This window comes from Aquiflexum lacus (assembly GCF_015476655.1).
Taxonomy (GTDB): Bacteria; Bacteroidota; Bacteroidia; order Cytophagales; family Cyclobacteriaceae; genus Aquiflexum; species Aquiflexum lacus.
In genome coordinates, this window is record NZ_JABFHF010000035.1 from 1 (window position 1) to 19,487 (window position 19,487).

General features: G+C 37.8%; 18 protein-coding genes and 1 tRNA gene. 4 read left to right on the top strand and 15 right to left on the bottom strand.

Annotated features, from left to right (window positions below):
- Positions 1-255 precede the first annotated feature (255 nt).
- Positions 256-2,526, bottom strand: a complete 2,271-nt coding sequence (locus HMJ38_RS22110) for a DUF349 domain-containing protein (protein WP_228780207.1) — start codon at positions 2,524-2,526, stop codon at positions 256-258.
- A 54-nt stretch (positions 2,527-2,580) separates the two neighbouring features.
- A complete protein-coding gene (locus HMJ38_RS22115) occupies positions 2,581-3,150 on the bottom strand; it encodes a YqgE/AlgH family protein (RefSeq protein ID WP_194976626.1) in 570 nt (189 codons plus the stop codon).
- 90 nt (positions 3,151-3,240) lie between these two features.
- Between HMJ38_RS22115 and pdxH the strand changes: the two genes are divergently transcribed.
- Positions 3,241-3,876: a pyridoxamine 5'-phosphate oxidase gene (gene pdxH / locus HMJ38_RS22120; RefSeq protein ID WP_194976627.1), complete on the top strand. Its 636-nt coding sequence runs from the start codon at positions 3,241-3,243 to the stop codon at positions 3,874-3,876.
- 1 nt (position 3,877) lies between these two features.
- On the opposite strand, the gene bshB1 is transcribed toward pdxH, so the two are convergent.
- The 8 genes from bshB1 to HMJ38_RS22160 form a co-directional block, all read right to left on the bottom strand.
- Positions 3,878-4,594: a bacillithiol biosynthesis deacetylase BshB1 gene (bshB1, locus tag HMJ38_RS22125; RefSeq protein ID WP_194976628.1), complete on the bottom strand. Its 717-nt coding sequence runs from the start codon at positions 4,592-4,594 to the stop codon at positions 3,878-3,880.
- Positions 4,595-4,639: 45 nt separating this feature from the next.
- Entirely contained in the window at positions 4,640-5,677 is a 1,038-nt protein-coding gene (locus tag HMJ38_RS22130; protein WP_194976629.1) for a M23 family metallopeptidase, read from the bottom strand.
- A gap of 9 nt (positions 5,678-5,686) precedes the next feature.
- On the bottom strand, positions 5,687-6,631 hold the full coding sequence (trxB, locus tag HMJ38_RS22135; RefSeq protein WP_194976630.1) for a thioredoxin-disulfide reductase: 945 nt from the start codon (positions 6,629-6,631) through the stop codon (positions 5,687-5,689).
- 194 nt (positions 6,632-6,825) lie between these two features.
- Complete coding sequence (locus HMJ38_RS22140; RefSeq protein ID WP_194976631.1) at positions 6,826-7,689, bottom strand: sigma-70 family RNA polymerase sigma factor; 864 nt, start codon at positions 7,687-7,689, stop codon at positions 6,826-6,828.
- 83 nt (positions 7,690-7,772) lie between these two features.
- Entirely contained in the window at positions 7,773-9,914 is a 2,142-nt protein-coding gene (pnp, locus tag HMJ38_RS22145) for a polyribonucleotide nucleotidyltransferase (RefSeq protein WP_194976632.1), read from the bottom strand.
- Between the two features lie 107 nt (positions 9,915-10,021).
- Entirely contained in the window at positions 10,022-10,297 is a 276-nt protein-coding gene (gene rpsO / locus HMJ38_RS22150; protein WP_194976633.1) for a 30S ribosomal protein S15, read from the bottom strand.
- Positions 10,298-10,361: 64 nt separating this feature from the next.
- A complete protein-coding gene (locus HMJ38_RS22155; protein WP_194976634.1) occupies positions 10,362-12,242 on the bottom strand; it encodes an LptF/LptG family permease in 1,881 nt (626 codons plus the stop codon).
- Between the two features lie 73 nt (positions 12,243-12,315).
- Complete coding sequence (locus HMJ38_RS22160; RefSeq protein WP_194976635.1) at positions 12,316-12,711, bottom strand: START-like domain-containing protein; 396 nt, start codon at positions 12,709-12,711, stop codon at positions 12,316-12,318.
- Positions 12,712-12,802: 91 nt separating this feature from the next.
- Here HMJ38_RS22160 and HMJ38_RS22165 point away from each other — a divergent pair.
- Positions 12,803-12,876 (top strand) — tRNA-Met (locus HMJ38_RS22165).
- A gap of 42 nt (positions 12,877-12,918) precedes the next feature.
- On the top strand, positions 12,919-13,173 hold the full coding sequence (locus HMJ38_RS22170; RefSeq protein ID WP_194976636.1) for a GIY-YIG nuclease family protein: 255 nt from the start codon (positions 12,919-12,921) through the stop codon (positions 13,171-13,173).
- A gap of 257 nt (positions 13,174-13,430) precedes the next feature.
- Here HMJ38_RS22170 and rplT read toward each other — a convergent pair whose 3' ends face one another.
- The 5 genes from rplT to HMJ38_RS22195 form a co-directional block, all read right to left on the bottom strand.
- Complete coding sequence (gene rplT / locus HMJ38_RS22175) at positions 13,431-13,775, bottom strand: 50S ribosomal protein L20 (RefSeq protein ID WP_194976637.1); 345 nt, start codon at positions 13,773-13,775, stop codon at positions 13,431-13,433.
- A 111-nt stretch (positions 13,776-13,886) separates the two neighbouring features.
- Positions 13,887-14,084: a 50S ribosomal protein L35 gene (rpmI, locus tag HMJ38_RS22180; protein ID WP_194976638.1), complete on the bottom strand. Its 198-nt coding sequence runs from the start codon at positions 14,082-14,084 to the stop codon at positions 13,887-13,889.
- Positions 14,085-14,105: 21 nt separating this feature from the next.
- Positions 14,106-14,657: a translation initiation factor IF-3 gene (gene infC / locus HMJ38_RS22185; protein ID WP_194976639.1), complete on the bottom strand. Its 552-nt coding sequence runs from the start codon at positions 14,655-14,657 to the stop codon at positions 14,106-14,108.
- 88 nt (positions 14,658-14,745) lie between these two features.
- A complete protein-coding gene (gene thrS, locus HMJ38_RS22190; RefSeq protein WP_194976640.1) occupies positions 14,746-16,695 on the bottom strand; it encodes a threonine--tRNA ligase in 1,950 nt (649 codons plus the stop codon).
- 111 nt (positions 16,696-16,806) lie between these two features.
- Positions 16,807-18,027, bottom strand: coding sequence for a 6-bladed beta-propeller (locus tag HMJ38_RS22195; RefSeq protein WP_194976641.1), 1,221 nt, complete (start codon positions 18,025-18,027; stop codon positions 16,807-16,809).
- A 108-nt stretch (positions 18,028-18,135) separates the two neighbouring features.
- Between HMJ38_RS22195 and lhgO the strand changes: the two genes are divergently transcribed.
- Positions 18,136-19,335, top strand: a complete 1,200-nt coding sequence (lhgO, locus tag HMJ38_RS22200) for an L-2-hydroxyglutarate oxidase (protein ID WP_194976642.1) — start codon at positions 18,136-18,138, stop codon at positions 19,333-19,335.
- Positions 19,336-19,487 lie beyond the last annotated feature (152 nt).

The following is a 19,487-nucleotide window of genomic DNA, read 5'->3' on the forward strand; positions in this document are numbered from 1 at the left end:
CCTCCTGTCGGGATCGAACCAACGACCTACTGATTACAAGTCAGTTGCTCTACCAGCTGAGCTAAGGAGGCATAAATCTGGTATTATCAATTTGCTCTACCATCCCGATAACTATCGGGATAAGGAGGCACATATTTTATATTTTAAACCCGTTTCATTTAAACGTGGTGCAAATATATGTGGATAGATGAAGGGTGCAAAAGGTTTTTAAAAAAAAATAAGGAGATAATGTTTATCTCCTTATTTATGAGAGCATTAAAATTCCCTGATGATGGTCAGCTTTTTCTTTAACTTCTCAACCTCTGTTTCTGCCTTTCTAATTTTTTCATCAAATTGGTCCTTCAGCTTATCTGCGGTCTTTGATGCTGCAAAGAATTCTAAGTTATTTTTCCAAAGCGTGATATTATTTTCCAAGTCTGAAATCTGTTTCCTAATGCCATGCTCTTTTTTGTTGAGAACCCTGTTACTATTAGGGTCAGTTTGAAGCTTGTTGAGATTGAGTCGGAATAAAAACTCTTCCTTTTCTCCTCCTCCAATACCCATATTTTTCACATAAGTATCCACAGCTTCATTAAACTTGGCCATAATTTCTTTCATGTTTTTCCTAGGAACAAATCCAATTGCATTGAACTCGGAAATAAGTGCCTCAAGTGCTGATTCTGATAAATCGGATCCTTTGGAATCTTCAATTATTTTTTGGCATAGGGCTTCTTTGGTTTTAAGGTTTTCATCAAACTCCTTGTTGATTTGTTTGGTGGAGTTTCTTCTGTTTTCAAAGAAGGTATCACATGCTAATTTAAACTTTTTATAAAGCTCATCTCTAACTTTTTCAGGAGTTGGACCGATTTTTTTCCACTCTTGCTGCAATGAAATCAATTGACTGGCAGTTTGCTGCCAATCGGTACTTTCTTGAAGGGCAGTTGCTTTTTCAATTAATTCTTCGGCCTTAACTTTATTGGATAGTCTGATTTCATCCAGTTCTTTGAAGAAATGATTCTTATTTTGGAAAAACTGCTTGAAATGTCCCCAGAATTGTTTGTTTATATCTTTACCATTTTCTCGGGGAATAGGACCTATCGCTTCCCAATCTTTCTGAATAGCCAAAACTTCTTTAGTCTTCACATTCCAGTCTTTGATTTTACTCGCACTGAAATCCTTATAGCTTTCCAGTTTAAGAATTAAATCCTGTTTTTTAGCGAGGTTTTCTATTAGTGTTCCCTTCTGATTGTCATAAAACTCCTTCCTTCTCGAATACACTGCATCTGATGCCGATTTAAACCTATTCCAAAGGTCCTCCTGTTCATCTCTCGGTACAGGTCCTATGTGTTTGAATTCCTCATGAAGGTCATTTAAGATTTTGATGGCTTCTTTAAGGTCAGGCAAAGCAAACAGTGATTCCGCTTTCTCACAAATCTCAAGTTTTTGTTCTAGATTTTTCTTTCGGTCCAGTTCCTTCAGTTCAAAATATATACTTCTATTATCATAGAAACGGTCCATCAGTGCATTATAGGAGGCCCAAAGATTTCTATTTTGAGAACCAGGTACAGGACCTATTTTTTTCCATTCGTCTTGTATTTGCTTAATGGTATTGATACTGTGGGTTGTTTCTTCTCCGTCTACCAATTCTCTCAACTTATCAAGAATCTGGTTTTTTGCAGATAGGTTTTTTTCCTTCTGTCTCTCCTGTTCTTTGAAAAACAAAGATTTTCTCTCCCTAAATTCATTGAACACCACAAACATGGCCTTGTCCTCGTCTGTGGGGCGATACTCAAAATCATCTGCATTTCCACCATTAGTCACAAAATCATTTAAAGCTTCTTCTTTTTCATGGTTGAATATTTCCTCAAATTGACTTTTTATTTCAGCCAGAGAAGTATCATTTTTAAAAAATTTGTCATTTAAAAGTAATTCCTTAAAGCTTGATAAAAGTTGTTTTTTAGTGTAATTTGAATAATCTACATGTGTATCTTCTTCGATTTCACCTTGCTCTTCATTTTCCTCATCAGATTGAGTATCATCCTTTACTTCTGAGGAAGTCTCGGGAGTTGTATCTTCGGCGTTTATAGGTATTTGACTTTCTTCAATATTTTCAGTTTCAGTTACCGAAACTTCTGTTAAGGTTATTTCTGTTGCTACTGAATCAGTTGATTCTTCCAAAGAAATTTCTTCAACTATTGGTTTGGCTGTTTCACCAGCATCTTTTTTAGTGTCTATTTCAGGTTCTATAGTGCTTTCAACTTTCGATTCCACTAATGAAACATTCTTTTCATCCAGCGGCGCAATTGCTTCGTTGGATTTTATCTCTGAAACCGGTCCACTTTCATCGATTACTTGCTTTATATCCTCAGTTTTTGCTGATTCTAAGACTGCATCTTCTTTAGCTAACTCGTTTTCGCCTTTTTCAGGATTTTCTGAATTGGAACTTTCAATTTTTTCACTGTTTTCATCTTTACCTTCCGCTTTCTGAATTTCTTCTTGGGCATGGGTCACCTTGTCTTTATCAGACATTTCTTTATCATTGCTCATAATCAAACTGGTACTTTTTTAATGGCTGTTGTAAACAAAAGTAATAAAATTGCTTCAATTTAATCTTGGGTCAATCGGATAATTTGCCAACAGCTGGTATTCGCCTCCCATATTTTTTAGAATATTTCTCCATATTTCTTCGGGAGAGTCATAAAAAATACTGTTCGAATCAATTTTTTCACATACAATCCAAGTATTCTCTTGTAATTCATTTGTCAATTGACCTTCAGACCAACCGGAATAACCAATAAAAAATCTTATGTTTTCATTTAAAATCTCTTTGTTCTTTAATTTTTGGATCAATTCCTGGAATTCACCACCCCACCACAAGTCTTGACCTAGCTGTATGCTTCCAGTCAACATTTGCTCTCCGGAGTAGATAAAGTGGAGTGTGTTCTGCTCTACAGGTCCTCCCACATACACATCGCTGTCCATAAAATTCAAGTCATCAACAATTTCACAAAGTTTTAAAATTGAAAGTTTATTCAGAACAAGACCAAAGGATCCATTTTCATTGTTTTCACAGACCAATATAACAGATCTTACAAAATTCTCATCTTGCAAAAACGGTTCAGAAATTAAAAGATGTCCTGCCTTTGGTATGTTCTTTGAATTAAGATTCATAAAAAATTTGTTTAGATTCTGCGCTTAAGTTATATCTAAATTTCATAAATGCAATAAGAATGATACTTTTAAGATTAAATTTCCAATGACATGAAAATCTCAGATATCCGTATAGAATATTCACTCCAATCGCTAGATGAAAACGAAGTAATGGCCTATCCTTTAGATCAGTTTAAAACTTGGTTTGATGAAGCACTAAAAGCCAGGGTAATGGAGGCTAATGCCATGACATTGTCTACTGTTAGAAATGATGGTTTACCCAATGCAAGAATTGTGCTGCTTAAAGGTGTGGATCAGGGATTTATTTTTTTTACAAATTATTCAAGTGCAAAAGGGAGAGAATTAAATGACCATTCCTATGCTGCACTCACCTTTTTCTGGCCTGAACTGGAAAGACAGGTGAGGGTAATAGGAAAAGTTTCAAAAATTACTTCAGTTGAATCAGATGAATATTTTTTGTCAAGACCCTTTTCCAGCCAAATTGGTGCCTTGGCATCTCCACAAAGCAGCCCGATTCCCAATAGGCAGTTTATAGAAGACCAGGAAAATAAGTTAAGAGAGGAACTTGATCAAAATTCAATTAAAAGACCGGAAAATTGGGGAGGGTATAGATTAATACCCAGTGAGGTGGAGTTTTGGCAAGGGAGACCTAGTCGATTGCATGACAGGATATTATACACAAAAGAAACTACAGGAAACTGGAAAATTCAGAGGTTGGCTCCTTAAGTTATTTGAGATCGAATAAATCTTTAACTCCAATCATTTTCTCTACGGTAAAACCTTCTCCGAATTTCACATTGATGCTATGTCCAAATTCACGGGCCCTTGCTTCGATAAAATCCAAAAACTCTTCTGAGGAGATAAAACTCGAAGGTTCCTTGTTTTCAGGATCGTAAAATTGCGATTTAAATGCCTTGATACTGGCAATTTTCATTTCCCAAAAATCTGTAATGTCTACTACGAAATCAGGTTTGATATAATTATTTTGGATATAGTGATAGACAAATTTTGGCCTCCATGGACTTTGAATTGAGTCATTGTAAATTGTTTCCACTTTCCTTAAACCACTCATAAAACATGCATTTGATACCAAACTCCCCCCTTTACCATGATCGGGATGTCTATCGGAAACAGCATTTGCCAATACAATTTCCGGACGATATTTTCGGATTATTTTAATAACCTCTATTTGATGTGCTGCATCATCTAGAAAATAAATATCCTTGAATTTGAGATTTTCTCTTGCTGACAAGCCTAAGATCGAAGCAGCATTTTGAGCTTCCAAAATTCTAGTTTCCGGTGTTCCCCTTGTACCCATTTCACCTTGGGTGAGGTCTACAATACCGACTTTATAACCTTTTGAAATTTGATAAGCTATTGTTCCTGAACAGGCCAATTCAGCATCATCCGGATGTGCTGCAATTACTAAGATATCTAATTTCATAAATTTTTGAATTTTAGTATGAAGACCTTTTCTCCCTTCAGTTTACTATCTGATCCTTAACCTCTGCCCCACCCTAAGTACAGAATTGGTCGAAATATTATTGAGGCGGGTAATTGTGCTGACCCTGACGCCATAGCGTCTGCCGATGACACTCAGATTCTCTCCACTTCTCACTCTATGGTAAACAGCTTGTTGTGCTTTTATAACATGGTCAAAACTGGAAGAGGTGATGGTGTAAAATTCATTTCTTATCCTTCCGATATTAAAATCAAAAATTTCTGTAGGGTTGATGGAGAGACCTTGATACCTGATTTCAAAGTGAAGGTGTGGTCCAGTACTTCTTCCTGTACTTCCACCTAAACCTATTGTTTCACCGGCTTTTACCTCCTGTCCTACTTCTACCGAAAATTTTGATAAATGTCCATAAAGGGTTTCAAGACCATTTTTATGTCTCACCACAATATAATAACCATACCCATTTCTATCATATGATCTCATCCTGACTATTCCGTCGAATGCACTGTAAACAGGATCTCCGGTTGTGAGCTTTAAATCTGTGCCATGATGCCATCGGTATCTTCTGAATCCAAATTCTGATGTTATCCTGGTTTCGTTCAATGGGAGTTTCCAGTCGGTTCCAAAAAAAGGATCGTAGAGTTTTATCAATATGCTATCTTTAAAATCTTTTGGATTGAAATCATAAATATTGATTTTTTTACTGTCCCAAGAAGAATAATACTCAAAAGCAGTTACCCAAATGCTATCAATGAGAATTTGTTCTGAAACCCGTACCAATTGATTGGTTGGTGCCCAAACCAATGAAAGCGTATCCTCAGCAACAATACTCAGTCGCTTTTTTAGATTTATATAGTCTTTATAAAGCAAAGAATCGGTTTCTCGTGTCAATTCCTGAAGGTACTTTTCAGAATCAAAAAGCCTTAAATCCCGCGAAAGGGGATTATTCTGAATATTACTTTTGGGTTTGGATTTTTTGATGATTTTTGGAAAATTTTGGGCATGAGATATTTGTAATCCCATCCCCAAATAAACCAATAAAATAATCCAAAGACCTTTTAATTTCATTATTGCTGATTATGACAATTCCTTAGAAGCCAAATATCTTTCTGCATCTAAAGCAGCCATACATCCCGTTCCCGCAGCAGTTACAGCCTGCCTATATATATGATCCTGTGCATCACCACTTGCAAATACACCTTCGATATTGGTGCGCGTACTGCCAGGCACGGTTAAGATATATCCAGTTTCATCCATATCAATGATTCCTTTGAAAATACCTGTATTGGGTTCATGTCCTATGGCTACAAAAAAACCGGATATTTTGAGTACTTGAGTTAGGTTGGTCACATTGTTTTTTACAGTAACTCCTGTCACTTCATCTTCTCCAAGGATTTCAACGGTTTCTGTATTCCATAAAATTTCTATTTTGGGGTTTTTCATCACCCTGTTTTGCATTATTTGGGAGGCACGCATTTCATCCCTTCGCACTATCATGTAAACTTTGGTACATATATTTGACAGATAGGAAGCTTCTTCGCAGGCAGTATCCCCTGCCCCAACAATCGCCACATCCTGGCCCTTAAAAAAGAAACCATCACAAACTGCACATGCTGAAACACCCTTTCCATTCAGTCTTTCTTCACTTTCGATTCCCAGCCATTTGGCTGAAGCGCCAGTGGAAATGATTACTGTATCAGCATGAATGGTAATTTGATCATCAATGATAACTTTATGAGGATGACCGCTAAAATCTACAGCCGTCGCCATTCCGTATCTTACCTGTGTTCCAAATCTCTCTGCCTGCTTTCTGAAATCTTCCATCATTTCAGGCCCCATAATTCCATCAGGATATCCAGGATAATTTTCAACATCAGTGGTAATGGTCAATTGCCCTCCCGGTTGGGCACCTGTATATAAAATTGGACTAAGGCCAGCTCGTGAAGCATATATTGCAGCAGTATATCCAGCAGGTCCGGAACCAATGATCAAGACTTTGGTTTTTTCAATTTCTGAAGTCATTTGATTGTTTTTTGAAGTTGGCAAATTTTGTTAAAATACCTTTCACAACAAAGTTAATGGGTGTTAAAATTCCCTAATCCTACCCGATATCGTGAAGGTCAGTGGATTATTTTTCATTTTGATATTCTCAAGGAAAGGCAAATAAAAAAAGGGGAATGATCCCCTTTTAAAATATTCAAATACTATTGGATAAATTATCCAAGGTATGGTTTTAAAGTTTTACTTCTTGAAGTGTGCCTTAACCTCCTGATTGCCTTTTCTTTAATTTGTCTGACTCTTTCTCTTGTGAGGTTAAATTTTTCACCTATTTCTTCCAAAGTCATTGCATGCTCACCATTGAGACCGAAATAAAGAGTGATCACGTCAGCTTCACGTTGCGTGAGTGTTGACAAGGCCCTTTGCACTTCTTTTCTCAATGAATCTGTCATCAAGCCATCATCAGGTTTTTCATCACCGTCATTTTCTAAGACATCCAAGAGGCTGTTCTCTTCTCCTTGCACAAAAGGGGCATCCATTGAAACGTGCCTACCTGAAATTTTCATGGTATCAACGATCTCTCCTGCTGTCACCTCAAGAACTTCAGCCAATTCTTCCGGAGATGGTTCTCTTTCAAATTTTTGTTCAAGTTCACTAAATGTCTTGCTTATTTTGTTCAGAGAACCTACCCTATTCAAAGGAAGTCTTACAATCCTTGATTGCTCGGCCAAAGCCTGCAAAATTGATTGTCTGATCCACCAAACAGCATAAGAAATAAATTTAAAACCTCGGGTTTCATCAAATCTTTGTGCTGCTTTGATCAAACCAAGGTTACCCTCATTGATCAGATCGCCAAGCGAAAGACCTTGATTCTGATATTGTTTGGCTACGGATACCACAAATCGGAGATTGGCTTTTGTAAGTTTTTCCAAAGCAAGCTGATCCCCTTCACGGATTCTTTTTGCCAGTACTACTTCCTCATCAGCGGTAAGAAGATCAACCTTACCAATCTCTTGGAGATATTTGTCCAAAGATTGACTTTCTCTATTGGTGATCTGTTTGCTAATTTTTAGCTGCCTCATTCAAGAATATATTTTCAGTTATGAATTAATTATTAACAGAATTCAAATTAAATAAAGTTCAAAGTAATAAATACTTCATTCACTTAATCTTTTTTATCTGTTTTTTCGGGCTTGGGTATCAAAACTTTTCTTGAAAGCTTGAATTTACCGGTCTTTTTATCGACATCTATCAATTTTACCATAATTTCTTCACCTGGTTCAAGAACACCCTCCATATTTTCAAGGCGTTCCCATTTGATTTCAGAAATATGTAGTAAACCATCCTTGCCCGGCATGAACTCTACAAACGCACCAAAAGGCATAATGTTTTTGACAATACCGGTATAGGTTTCCCCAATCTCAGGTTGCGCCACAATAGCCCTGATTCTGGAAATGGCAGCATTCATCGAATCCTGATTGTTTGAGAAGATATTGATCTTACCTTGGTTATCTTTTTCTTCAATAATAATGGTAGCTCCTGTATCTTTCTGAATTTCCTGAATCACTTTTCCTCCTGGACCTATGACAGCACCTATCAGTTCTTTAGGAATACTCATCATAAAGGACCTAGGCGTATGTGGTTTAAGATCAGGTTTAGGTGCAGAAAGGGTTTTTTTGATTTCCTCCATGATGTAAAGTCTACCTGCCCTCGCCTGATACAAGGCTTCTTTCAAAACACTGTAATCAAGTCCTTCTACTTTAAGGTCCATCTGACATGCAGTTATACCCTTCTCGGTTCCTGTTACTTTAAAATCCATATCACCCAAGTGATCTTCATCTCCAAGAATATCGGATAAAATAGAATAATTTCCAGTTTTAGCATCAGAGATCATTCCCATAGCGATACCGGTAACAGGAGATTTAATTTGGATACCCGCGTCCATCAAAGCGAGAGATCCTGCACAAACAGTCGCCATCGAAGATGAACCGTTAGATTCCAGGATATCAGAAACAATTCTTATTGTATAAGGATTGTCATCACCTGCTGGTAAAACCTTTTTCAACGCCCTCATGGCTAAATTACCATGCCCTACTTCTCTTCTTCCTGGACCTCTGTTTATTTTCACCTCTCCAGTTGAGAAGCCCGGGAAATTATAGTGAAGGAAAAACTTATTATAGCCTGAAATCATGGCACCGTCTACCATTTGTTCATCCATTTTGGTACCTAGTGTACAGGTAGTGATGGATTGTGTTTCACCTCTGGTGAAAATAGCTGATCCATGGGCTGAAGGTAGGTAATCCACTACAGACCAAATTGGTCTAACCTCATCAAGCTTTCTTCCGTCAAGTCTTTTCTTTTCATTCAAAGTCAGGTTCCGGGCAGCCTCTTTATGGATTTTGGAAAAATATGGCCCGATCAAACTGGCTTCAAATTCATGCTCCTCACCCAGGCTTTCAATAAATCCTTCTTTGATAGCTTTGATCAATTCTGATCTTTCAGATTTATTGGCAATTTGTCTGGCCACTACTTCATAACATTTGCCATAAAGTTCAGCGTGCATCTTGTCATACAAAGCCGAATCGGATTTTTCGTGATTGTATTCTCTTTTTACCTCTTTCCCGACAGCAATGGTCAATTCTTTTTGAACCTTACAATGTTTTTTGATCTCTTCATGAGCAAACTGAATGGCTTCAACCATTTCATCTTCAGAAATTTCATTTGCTTCTCCTTCAACCATCAATATAAATTCCTCAGAACCAGCCACAATGAATTCCATTGAAGCAGTTTCAAGTTGCTTTGGGGTAGGATTAATGGTCAGCTTTCCATCAACTTTTCCGACCCTAACCTCGGAAATGGGACCATTAAATGGAATATCAGAAACAGCAAGTGCGGCAGATGCTGCCAATCCTGCAAGACAATCTGGCAAAACATCCTCATCTGCGGACATTAATGTGATGGCAATATTGGTATCAGCATGATAATCGTCTGGAAAAATAGGTCTGATCGCCCTATCTACAATTCGGCTGATCAAAATCTCATAATCAGAAAGCCTCCCCTCCCTTTTCAAAAATCCACCGGGTATTTTTCCCGATGCAGCAAATTTCTCTTGGTAATCTACAGACATCGGTAAGAAGTCAACTCCCTCTCCTGCCTCCTTTTTAGAAACTACAGTGGCAAGCAACATAGCTTTGCCCATTTTCACAACAACCGCTCCATCAGCCTGCTTTGCCAATGCACCGGTTTCAATAATGATTTCTCTACCATCCTCAAGGACAATAGATTTTGAAATTACGTTTGGTAACATAAATTTTGTTTAAGAATAATAATGTACGTATAGATTTAAAAGTAAGGCTTAATATCGGGGGAAATAAAAAAGTAAGGTTCTCTCATGAGAACCTTACAATAAAATGATTACTTTCTAATTCCTAAGTCAGCAATAATCGCTCTATATCTTTCAATGTCGTTTTTGACAAGATAGTTGAGAAGACTTCTTCTCTTACCAACTAATTTTAAAAGACCTAATCGAGATGAATGGTCTTTTTTGTTTGTTTTCAAATGGTCAGTCAAGTGCTGGATTCTATAGGTAAACAACGCAATCTGGGATTCCGGTGAACCTGTATCTGTATCCGCTTTTAACCTGCCATGATTCTTGAATAACTCTGATTTTTTCTCTGTAGTTAAATACATGCCTAGTTAATTTTTTAATTTTAAAACAGCCACAAAGGTAGCGCTATTATTTTGATTTTAAAAATCAAGAACGAATTTTAGAATATAATCTATTGTATCCGTTCTTAATGTTTTTAAAGATATCAGTATAGGTATCAGTTTCAAATAACCGTGCATCTTTTCGTGCCTGCTTTAGGAAGAAAAACCCTATAGGTAGCAATACCAAAATGGAAAACCAAGTGCCGAAAAGTGGATCTGTCAATCCTTCTTTTGCCCATTTCTCCCCAGTAATCGTGAGCATGTAATAGACGATAAAGAAAATAATGGAAATCAAAACCGGCATCCCCAATCCACCTTTTTTGATGATTGCCCCCAAAGGGGCACCAATCATAAACATCACGATACAGGCAAAGGCCGTGGTGTATTTCTGATACCAGGCTATTTCAAATCTTCGATACTCCCTTTCAAGATTGTCTAATTGGGAAAGCTTGGTGTTAAAATTATTTTTTATCGTTCTGGCATTGTTCATCCCGATGGTTGCAGCACGACTTTTATAACCACCATTGATCACGAGGGAATCTATCCAAGATTTTTTTTCTGGAGTAAAACCTGTAAATTCCTTTGCGTCAAATTCTTGGTTTTGTACCTTGGATATACCTCCTGGAGTTTCGGTTGTTATCAAACTGTCAGTTTTATTTGATTTGATCAAAGAATCCAAGGATTTACTTATTGACAAACTGCTTTTAGTCAGCAATCTCCCACTGTTCCTATTCTGGTTTTTTTCTTCTGAAATGATTGATTGGGTATCCAATGCATTAGACTCATTCTCAATTTCAGGGGTTCCGCTGATGCTGTCCAGATTTTGGATGATCGCCTCATTTTCTGCTAGATACAAAGAATCAGCACTTGATAAGCCGGCAGCATTGTCCAAACTGTCTACACTTATTCCATTGGAAGCCAAATTTTCCAGTTCGAGCTTTTGTTTTGCAACGGCTTTGGCAATCCTGATGGAATCATCTCTTTCCTTTCTAGACAAAATTTCATCAGGCGGAGTAAGTTTCCTGTTCCTTGTATAATAGGGAAAAGAAGATTCTGTATTGATATAATTATAATAGACTATCTGATTGATTTCGGTATACATGGAATCTAAACCTGATTTCAACTGCGCAATATTCTTTATTGAACGGTTGGTTGACCAAAGGTCTTCGGGTGTTCTGTTCATCTGAAAGGATTCCAGATTGAAAATAATCTGATTCTCTGTAAAGCTGGTTCTGCTAAAATCTACTGGTTTTTCACTAATGCCTCTTTGCGATCTTGATTCCTTATAACTGGTACCATGATACAAGGTCATACTCATGTAGCTTTCATTGAAAAAAGGTTCCATCCGACCTGAATCAGCTACAATGATATTAGTGTTTCCTTGACCTTCGGAGTGGTTGTAAATGATGATGTCTCGTAACCTGATCTCATCCATCTTTTGATTGACTTTGATACTATAGTTTGGTATCCCACTATAAAAAACCCCTTCTTTGATGTCAAGGGCAGGTGATTTCATCCTGATATCATAAAGAAGGCTGAAAGTTTTGAGATTTACCTTTGGAACAAGGTAATTGTTGGAGAGGTATGCAAGAATACTCAGGAATACAACAAAAATACCAATAGGCCTCAAAGCTCTGATCAAAGAAATACCACTGCTTTTCAATGCAGTGAGTTCAAAATGTTCTCCCAGATTACCAAATGTCATCAAGGAGGACAATAGCACTGCCAACGGCAAGGCCATGGGAGAAATACTGATCACAAAATAGGAGAACAATTCCATGTATATCCAAAAACTAAGCCCTTTGCCGAAAATTTCATCGAAATATTTCAACATATTGACTGTCAACAGGATAAAGTCAACGACTATAAAGGTCAAAAAGAAGGGCCCAATAAAAGACCCCAAAATCAATTTATCTATTTTTTTCATTGAAATCGGCCATACCAAGTCTAGTAACGGCAAAGGTTGCAAATATTTTCAAAATACCTGAATTTTGAATCATTCAACCTCCAATTATTTCTTTTAGATTATTGATCAGACTTTCCCAAATTGATTCCAATTCTTCATCATCATATGAATCACTGTAATCAATCACCTTCAAAAATAAAGTCTGTGTCAGATCATTTTCCTCTAACTTAAATTCTATATAGGAATGGTCTGACTCATCTTGATTGTTGGGATCATAGAAGTCAAACTTTACATGCATATTTGTCCTAAGCGCTACTATTCTCGCATAATGATCTTCCCCATCAAAATGGAATATATAGGTTTTATCTTCGTTGATAGTGACATTATCCGCAAACCATTCGGATAATCCACTTGCTGTGCTCAAATAAGGAAATAATATTTTCCTGGAAGTATTGATTTGATAATCAGCAACAAACTTGTTCTTTACCATTTTTTCAGAATTTTAGTTTTCAAAAATTCACTTTTTTGCAAGCAATTGCTTGCAATTATATTCATAAGACCTCATATTTGCAGTCCGAAATGGCGAGGTAGCTCAGATGGTTAGAGCGCAGGATTCATAACCCTGAGGTCAGGGGTTCAACTCCCCTCCTCGCTACTCAAGCCCCTCTTTTGGGGCTTTTTTTTAAATTATAATTCAATGTTCTGCGTCTACGTACTTTACTCTTTTTCTGCGAAACGGTTCTACACCGGAATGACTTCAGACCTAATAACAAGGTTCAAGTTCCACAACGAGAAATCAAGTAAAGGACATACTATCCGTTATCGTCCATGGTATTGCATTCATGTAGAATTCTTCGACACCAAATCTCAAGCCATTCAAAGAGAGAAAGAACTGAAATCAGGGAAAGGAAGGGATTGGATTAAATCAAACATTCTTCCCAAATATCTTTAGCCCAGGATTCATATCCGCCGCGGCGGACAGCAGTTCTATTCTGCTCCTCGCTACTCAAGCCCCTCTTTTGGGGCTTTTTTTATTAAAAAACCAATACCTTAAAATCCCAACAGTTTTTGGATTTCAAAGATTGGCTTTCTTGATACGCTGTACTTTGGTAATATAGCAAAAATTCCCAAATAGACCTTGTTAAATAGAAAATAAGCAAAAAAAAGCCCCGAATTTCGGGGCTTTGATTAAGGTAAGTCAGTGCCTACTTACTTAACTTTTTCAACTACAGCTTTGAATGCCTCTGGGTGATTCATTGCCAAATCAGCTAGAACTTTTCTGTTCAATTCGATATCAGCTTTTTTCAACATACCCATAAACTGAGAATATGAGATACCAAATTGTCTGGCACCCGCATTAATACGCTGGATCCATAAAGCCCTGAATTCTCTTTTCTTGGCTTTTCTATCTCTGTAAGCGTATTGTAAACCTTTTTCATACTTGTTTTTTGCTACTGTCCAAACGTTCTTTCCTCTTCCGAAGTAGCCCTTTGTTGCTTTCAATACTTTTTTTCTTCTAGCTCTTGAAGCAACCGAATTTACTGATCTTGGCATAATTTTTAAATTTTTGACTCTAGGTGCCTTCAGGTTTATATGAATGGTCTTGGTAACCTAAGCGTCTGGTGAATAAATAACCTTAATAGATTTTGAAGGATTGAAAATGGTTTAACCTATTCTCAACATTGCTTTTACTCTGCCTTCGTCTGACTCATGAACCAAGCCCATTTTAGTAAGGTTTTTCTTCCTTTTGGTTGATTTCTTGGTCAGAATGTGGCTTTTGTAAGCATGCTTCCTTCTGATTTTACCGGTACCTGTTAGGGTAAACCGTTTTTTCGCACTTGATTTAGTTTTTACTTTAGGCATAACTGTATTTGTTTGTTGAAATTATTTCTTACTGGCTTTTGGCGCTAAGAAAAGAAACATTCTTTTCCCCTCCATTTTTGGAAGTTGTTCCACCTGTCCATATTCCTCCAATTCCTGCGCAAACTTCAATAGCAGCATCTCTCCTCTTTCTTTAAATACAATTGACCTACCTACAAAATGTACATAAGCCTTTACTTTCGCACCTTCTTTAAGAAAGTTGATCGCATGCTTCAACTTGAAATTGAAATCATGGTCGTCGGTATTCGGACCAAACCTGATTTCTTTAAGAACAGTCTTAGCAGCGTTGGCTTTGATTTCCTTTTGCTTCTTTTTCTGTTCATATTTGAATTTTGCGTAGTCAATCACCTTACAAACAGGTGGACTGGCATTTGGGGAAATCTCAACGAGATCAAGTTCGTTTTCTTTAGCAACTTTTAAGGCGTCAGCCAAGGAGAGTACAGCGTTGCCGCCTTCTACGAAATCTCCTACTACTCTGACTTCTCTTGACCTTATCTTGTCATTTACCTTGTACGGTTCTTCTTGTCTCTGTCTGAACGGGGTTCTTCCTTTCAAAATACTTATGGTTGTTTAATGAAATTGCCTGCAAATATCGGAATAAATTTGAGATATAAAAAAAGTCCCTAATTAATACCGTATTTATTTAATTGTTTAATGATTCTTCAATTATACCCTTGAAGTAAGCCGCAAAGCCCTCCGGAGTATAATTACCTAGGTCTCCTTGACCATGCTTCCTTACCGAAACCATACCTTCCATCTGTTCTTTTTCACCGACGATGAGCATGAACGGGATTTTTTTAACTTCAGCATCTCGGATTTTTCTTCCGATTTTTTCGTCCCTGTTGTCAATCATCCCGATGATATCAGAATCTTCCAAAGCACTTCTAACCTGCTCTGCATATGCTATATATTTTTCAGAAATGGGTAGAATGGTAATCTGATCCGGTGACAACCACAATGGGAAGTTACCTGCGCAATGTTCTATCAGAACAGCTACAAAACGCTCCAAAGAACCAAATGGTGCTCTATGAATCATGACCGGACGGTGTTTTTGATTGTCAGACCCAATATATTCCAATTGGAATCTTTCCGGTAAATTATAATCAACCTGAATGGTACCCAATTGCCATTTTCTGCCCAAAGCATCTTTGACCATAAAATCCAATTTTGGACCATAAAAAGCAGCCTCACCTAATTCTGTAACCGTTTCTAGCCCTTTTTCGGCAGCAGCTTCAATGATAGCCGATTCAGCCTTGTTCCAAGCTTCATCGGTACCAATATATTTGTCCCTATCAAGAGGATCCCTCAAGGAGATCTGCGCGGTATAATCCGAAAAACCCAACGCCTTAAATACATAAAGCACCAAGTCAATTACTTTGATAAACTCCTCCTTAACCTGATCCGGCCTACAGAATATATGTGCATCATCTTGGGTAAAACCACGAACTCGGGTCAATCCATGCAATTCACCGCTTTGTTCGTACCTATAAACAGTACCGAATTCAGCATATCTTATAGGAAGGTCTTTGTAGGATCTGGGTTTGTGCTTATAGATTTCGCAGTGATGGGGACAGTTCATGGGTTTCAACAAAAACTCCTCACCCTCATTCGGTGTATGTATCGGCTGAAATGAATCCTTCCCGTATTTCTCATAATGCCCGGAGGTCTCATACAAAGCCTTGTGGCCAATATGTGGGGTAACTACCTGCTGATATCCCGACTTGTCCTGTGCCTTTTTCATGAAATTGACAAGGCGTTCCCTTAATAACGTACCTTTAGGCAGCCACAAAGGCAATCCCATGCCTACTTTTTCAGAAAAAGTGAACAATTCCAATTCCCTGCCCAATTTCCTGTGGTCTCTTTTCTTTGCCTCTTCGAGCATAAACAGGTAATCCTGCAATTCCTTGGCTTTCGGGAAAGTAATGCCATAGATACGGGTAAGCATTTTCCTTTTCTCATCCCCTCTCCAATAGGCTCCGGCGATGTTCAACAACTTGGTTGCTTTGATAAAACCTGTATTGGGGATATGCGGTCCACGACAGAGATCCACAAAATTTCCCTGCTCATAAAATGTGATCGTTCCATCCTCTAAACCTTCCAAAAGGTCTAACTTATATTCATCCCCTTTTTCCTGGAAGTAAGCTACAGCATCAGATTTAGATACATCCTTTCTGATGAATTCGCTTTTTGCTTTGGCCAATTCCATCATTTTGGCTTCAATTTTTTCAAGTTCCGCTCCTTCCAAAGGCTTATCTCCAAAATCAACGTCATAATAAAATCCGTTTTCAATCGGAGGGCCAATACCGAATTTCACGCCAGGATAAAGTGCTTCCAATGCCTCCGCCATGATGTGGGCAGAAGAATGCCAAAAAGTGTTTTTTCCCTCGGGGTCATTCCAAGTTAATAACTGAACTTTTGAGTCCTGATGGATGGGTCTGTTTGCATCCCAAACTTCCCCGTTAACTTTTGCTGCAAGTACATTTCTGGCTAAACCCTCGCTGATACTAAGTGCAATCTGTAACCCTGAAACTCCTTTTTCATAATCCCTGACCGAACCATCCGGCAGGGTAATCTTGATTTGTTGGTGAGACATTTAAAATATTAAGTATATGAAACATGACATCTTTACAAACAGATGCTTATTTAATGCTGCAAATATGCAAATTCATTGTGGGTTATAAAAGATAAGGGCAATATGGTTAGTTTATTTTTTTGTTTTCAAAATCATCAAAACATAATTCTCAGTTTCCTTTCCATAAAATGCTGCTTCAATAAAAGGTTTTCCCTTACCTTTTTGATAAACATCCCAATCTTCAGCTGAAATGCTTTGCTTTTTTTCTACAGCTTTGTTGTAAAGTGATGTTCCTCGATACGCAATGGCCACTTCATCACCTTCCAGTCTATAAACCGGGGAGTAAAAGTCAAATGAGTCATCTATATCATTGATCAAATAGAAATTTATCAGATCGAAAGTATTGTTTTTTTTGTCAAATACCGAAACATATCCTTTGTCTGAATTGCTTAATCTGGTCATTAAAAACCTGGCATTTGAGAAACCAAAAGGTGAAAATGAAAAACCTGAGTTCGTTCTAAAATAATCCATAAATTCTCGCGGATCCATTTCTTTTTCCATTTTAACCATTTTTTCGTGATCCATTTTCAACTTCCCGTAATCAAATATTATCCTGGGTTCAAAAGCTCTATTATTAAATTTATAAAGCGTATCCAAATATGATTTGGTAAAATAAACCCCGTCTTCTTCTTTGTAAAAATTATATGGATCACCCATGGCACCATTAAATATGTTAGGGTTTGAAGGAAAATAACTATCAACTGTATGGCCTGAATGATCAACAGACCTTACCAAAAAATCTGATCTTGAACCTCCATAGATAAAAAACCGGGAAGAAACAGAATCATAATGGAAAGTTCTTCCTATAAAATCCAAGTTGAATTCTGAGATAAAATTGCCTTCCAAATCAAACTTCATGATTTTCCGGGGATGGGCTAGTAAGTATATGGTGTCTTGGACAATATCAATATCTGCCAATTCAAGATATTTTTCCGGCCCCTCACCCATATTTCTGATTCTCCGGATGAAATTCCCCTGACGGTCGAAGATTTGGACACATTTTCCAACCCACCAATCAAAAACAAACAATCTATCCCTATGTCCAATTAATTTGGCAATCTCACCAATCTGAGCTTCAGTTTGATCATTGTCCTCGAGTATTACATAGTCTATATGAGGTTCAAAATAATCGGTCAACTTTCCCTCCTTTACTTCATTAAGATCCACCTTGATGGTAAGGACGCCATTTCTCTCGGAAACTTTTCCTATTTTGGGTTTTTCATCGCATCCAGTTGCAATGAAAGTTAATATTGAAAGGATGATTAGGGAGTTTTTATTTAAATATTTTTTCATTTCATTATTTTTCGTGATAATATAACTAATAAATTATTTTTAAACAATTACTTCCCAAAATCAAACTATTATCAAACAGCATTATATTTGTCCAAAGCTTAAAATTTCATGCAATACGACATCATCATTATTGGAGGCGGAATCGTGGGTCTGGCAACTAGTCTAAAAATCAAACAACAGAAACCTGGCCTCAAAGTCGCCATTCTGGAAAAAGAATCCGAAGTGGCAAAACATCAAACCGGTAATAATTCGGGTGTCATACATTCCGGCTTGTACTACAAACCAGGCTCTCTGAAAGCGACCAATTGCATCAGTGGCTATCATGAGTTGATCAAATTCTGCGAAGAGGAAAACATTCCTTTCGAACTGACAGGTAAGGTGGTTGTGGCTACCAAAAAAGAACAAATCCCTATTTTGAACGGATTATTGGAAAGAGGACTTCAAAACGGATTAGAGGGTACACGCTCCATTACTTTGGATGAATTGAAGGAATATGAACCTTACTGCGCAGGCGTAGCTGCTATACATGTTCCCCAAACAGGAATTGTAGATTACAAAGAGGTGGCCATTGCTTATGCCAAGAAATTCGAATCTCTGGGAGGAGAAATTTTTCTGAACAATAAAGTTGATAAAATCATAACCGAATCGGGTGTTTCCCGGGTCCGTACTGCCTACCATGAATTTTCAGGCAAGTTAGTGATCAATTGCGCGGGATTGTACTCTGATAAAATCGCCCAGATGAATCAGGACGCATCCATTGACGTCAAAATCATTCCATTCAGAGGGGAGTATTATAAGATTAAAACGGAAAGAGAATACCTGGTCAAAAATCTCATTTATCCTGTTCCGGATCCTAATTTCCCTTTTTTAGGGGTTCATTTTACAAGGATGATGAAAGGTGGCGTGGAAGCCGGACCTAATGCCGTATTGGCTTTTAAAAGGGAAGGTTATAAAAGATCTCAAGTAAACCTGGCTGAACTGAGTGAAACCTTGGCATGGCCGGGATTCCAGAAAGTAGCTGCCAAATATTGGAAAACCGGGATGGGTGAAATGTACCGTTCATTCTCCAAAACAGCCTTTACCAATGCCCTGAAAGAACTGATTCCCGATATTCAGGAATCGGATTTGGTAGAAGGTGGTGCGGGAGTCCGTGCCCAGGCTTGTGACCGTACCGGTGGACTTTTGGATGATTTCTGCATCAGGCAAAATGAATCTGCCATCAATGTCCTCAATGCCCCCTCCCCTGCTGCGACGAGTTCTTTGGCCATTGGGGGAACTGTATGTGAATTGGCTTTGAGGAGGTTTTGAGGGAGAGATTGAACAGTAGGCAGTCTCAGTAGACAGTTTTCAGTATAGCCCAACATTCAGACGAGCTTCACACAAATCTCATGTCTCATGTCTCACATCTCACTCAAATGTTTGATTTTTGTAATGATTGATTTGAATCGCATTCAATCAAG

Excerpts from the sequence above, each read along its gene's own strand:
- rplT (WP_194976637.1), bottom strand. The coding sequence starts at position 13,775 with ATGCCAAGATCAGTAAATTCGGTTGCTTCAAGAGCTAGAAGAAAAAAA.
- HMJ38_RS22195 (WP_194976641.1), bottom strand. The coding sequence starts at position 18,027 with ATGAAAAAATATTTAAATAAAAACTCCCTAATCATCCTTTCAATATTA.
- HMJ38_RS22115 (WP_194976626.1), bottom strand. The coding sequence starts at position 3,150 with ATGAATCTTAATTCAAAGAACATACCAAAGGCAGGACATCTTTTAATT.
- HMJ38_RS22130 (WP_194976629.1), bottom strand. The coding sequence starts at position 5,677 with ATGAAATTAAAAGGTCTTTGGATTATTTTATTGGTTTATTTGGGGATG.
- pnp (WP_194976632.1), bottom strand. The coding sequence starts at position 9,914 with ATGTTACCAAACGTAATTTCAAAATCTATTGTCCTTGAGGATGGTAGA.
- HMJ38_RS22110 (WP_228780207.1), bottom strand. The coding sequence starts at position 2,526 with ATGAGCAATGATAAAGAAATGTCTGATAAAGACAAGGTGACCCATGCC.
- HMJ38_RS22160 (WP_194976635.1), bottom strand. The coding sequence starts at position 12,711 with ATGGTAAAGAACAAGTTTGTTGCTGATTATCAAATCAATACTTCCAGG.
- rpsO (WP_194976633.1), bottom strand. The coding sequence starts at position 10,297 with ATGTATTTAACTACAGAGAAAAAATCAGAGTTATTCAAGAATCATGGC.
- lhgO (WP_194976642.1), top strand. The coding sequence starts at position 18,136 with ATGCAATACGACATCATCATTATTGGAGGCGGAATCGTGGGTCTGGCA.
- rpmI (WP_194976638.1), bottom strand. The coding sequence starts at position 14,084 with ATGCCTAAAGTAAAAACTAAATCAAGTGCGAAAAAACGGTTTACCCTA.
- HMJ38_RS22155 (WP_194976634.1), bottom strand. The coding sequence starts at position 12,242 with ATGAAAAAAATAGATAAATTGATTTTGGGGTCTTTTATTGGGCCCTTC.
- trxB (WP_194976630.1), bottom strand. The coding sequence starts at position 6,631 with ATGACTTCAGAAATTGAAAAAACCAAAGTCTTGATCATTGGTTCCGGA.
- bshB1 (WP_194976628.1), bottom strand. The coding sequence starts at position 4,594 with ATGAAATTAGATATCTTAGTAATTGCAGCACATCCGGATGATGCTGAA.
- HMJ38_RS22170 (WP_194976636.1), top strand. The coding sequence starts at position 12,919 with ATGTTCTGCGTCTACGTACTTTACTCTTTTTCTGCGAAACGGTTCTAC.
- HMJ38_RS22140 (WP_194976631.1), bottom strand. The coding sequence starts at position 7,689 with ATGAGGCAGCTAAAAATTAGCAAACAGATCACCAATAGAGAAAGTCAA.
- pdxH (WP_194976627.1), top strand. The coding sequence starts at position 3,241 with ATGAAAATCTCAGATATCCGTATAGAATATTCACTCCAATCGCTAGAT.
- thrS (WP_194976640.1), bottom strand. The coding sequence starts at position 16,695 with ATGTCTCACCAACAAATCAAGATTACCCTGCCGGATGGTTCGGTCAGG.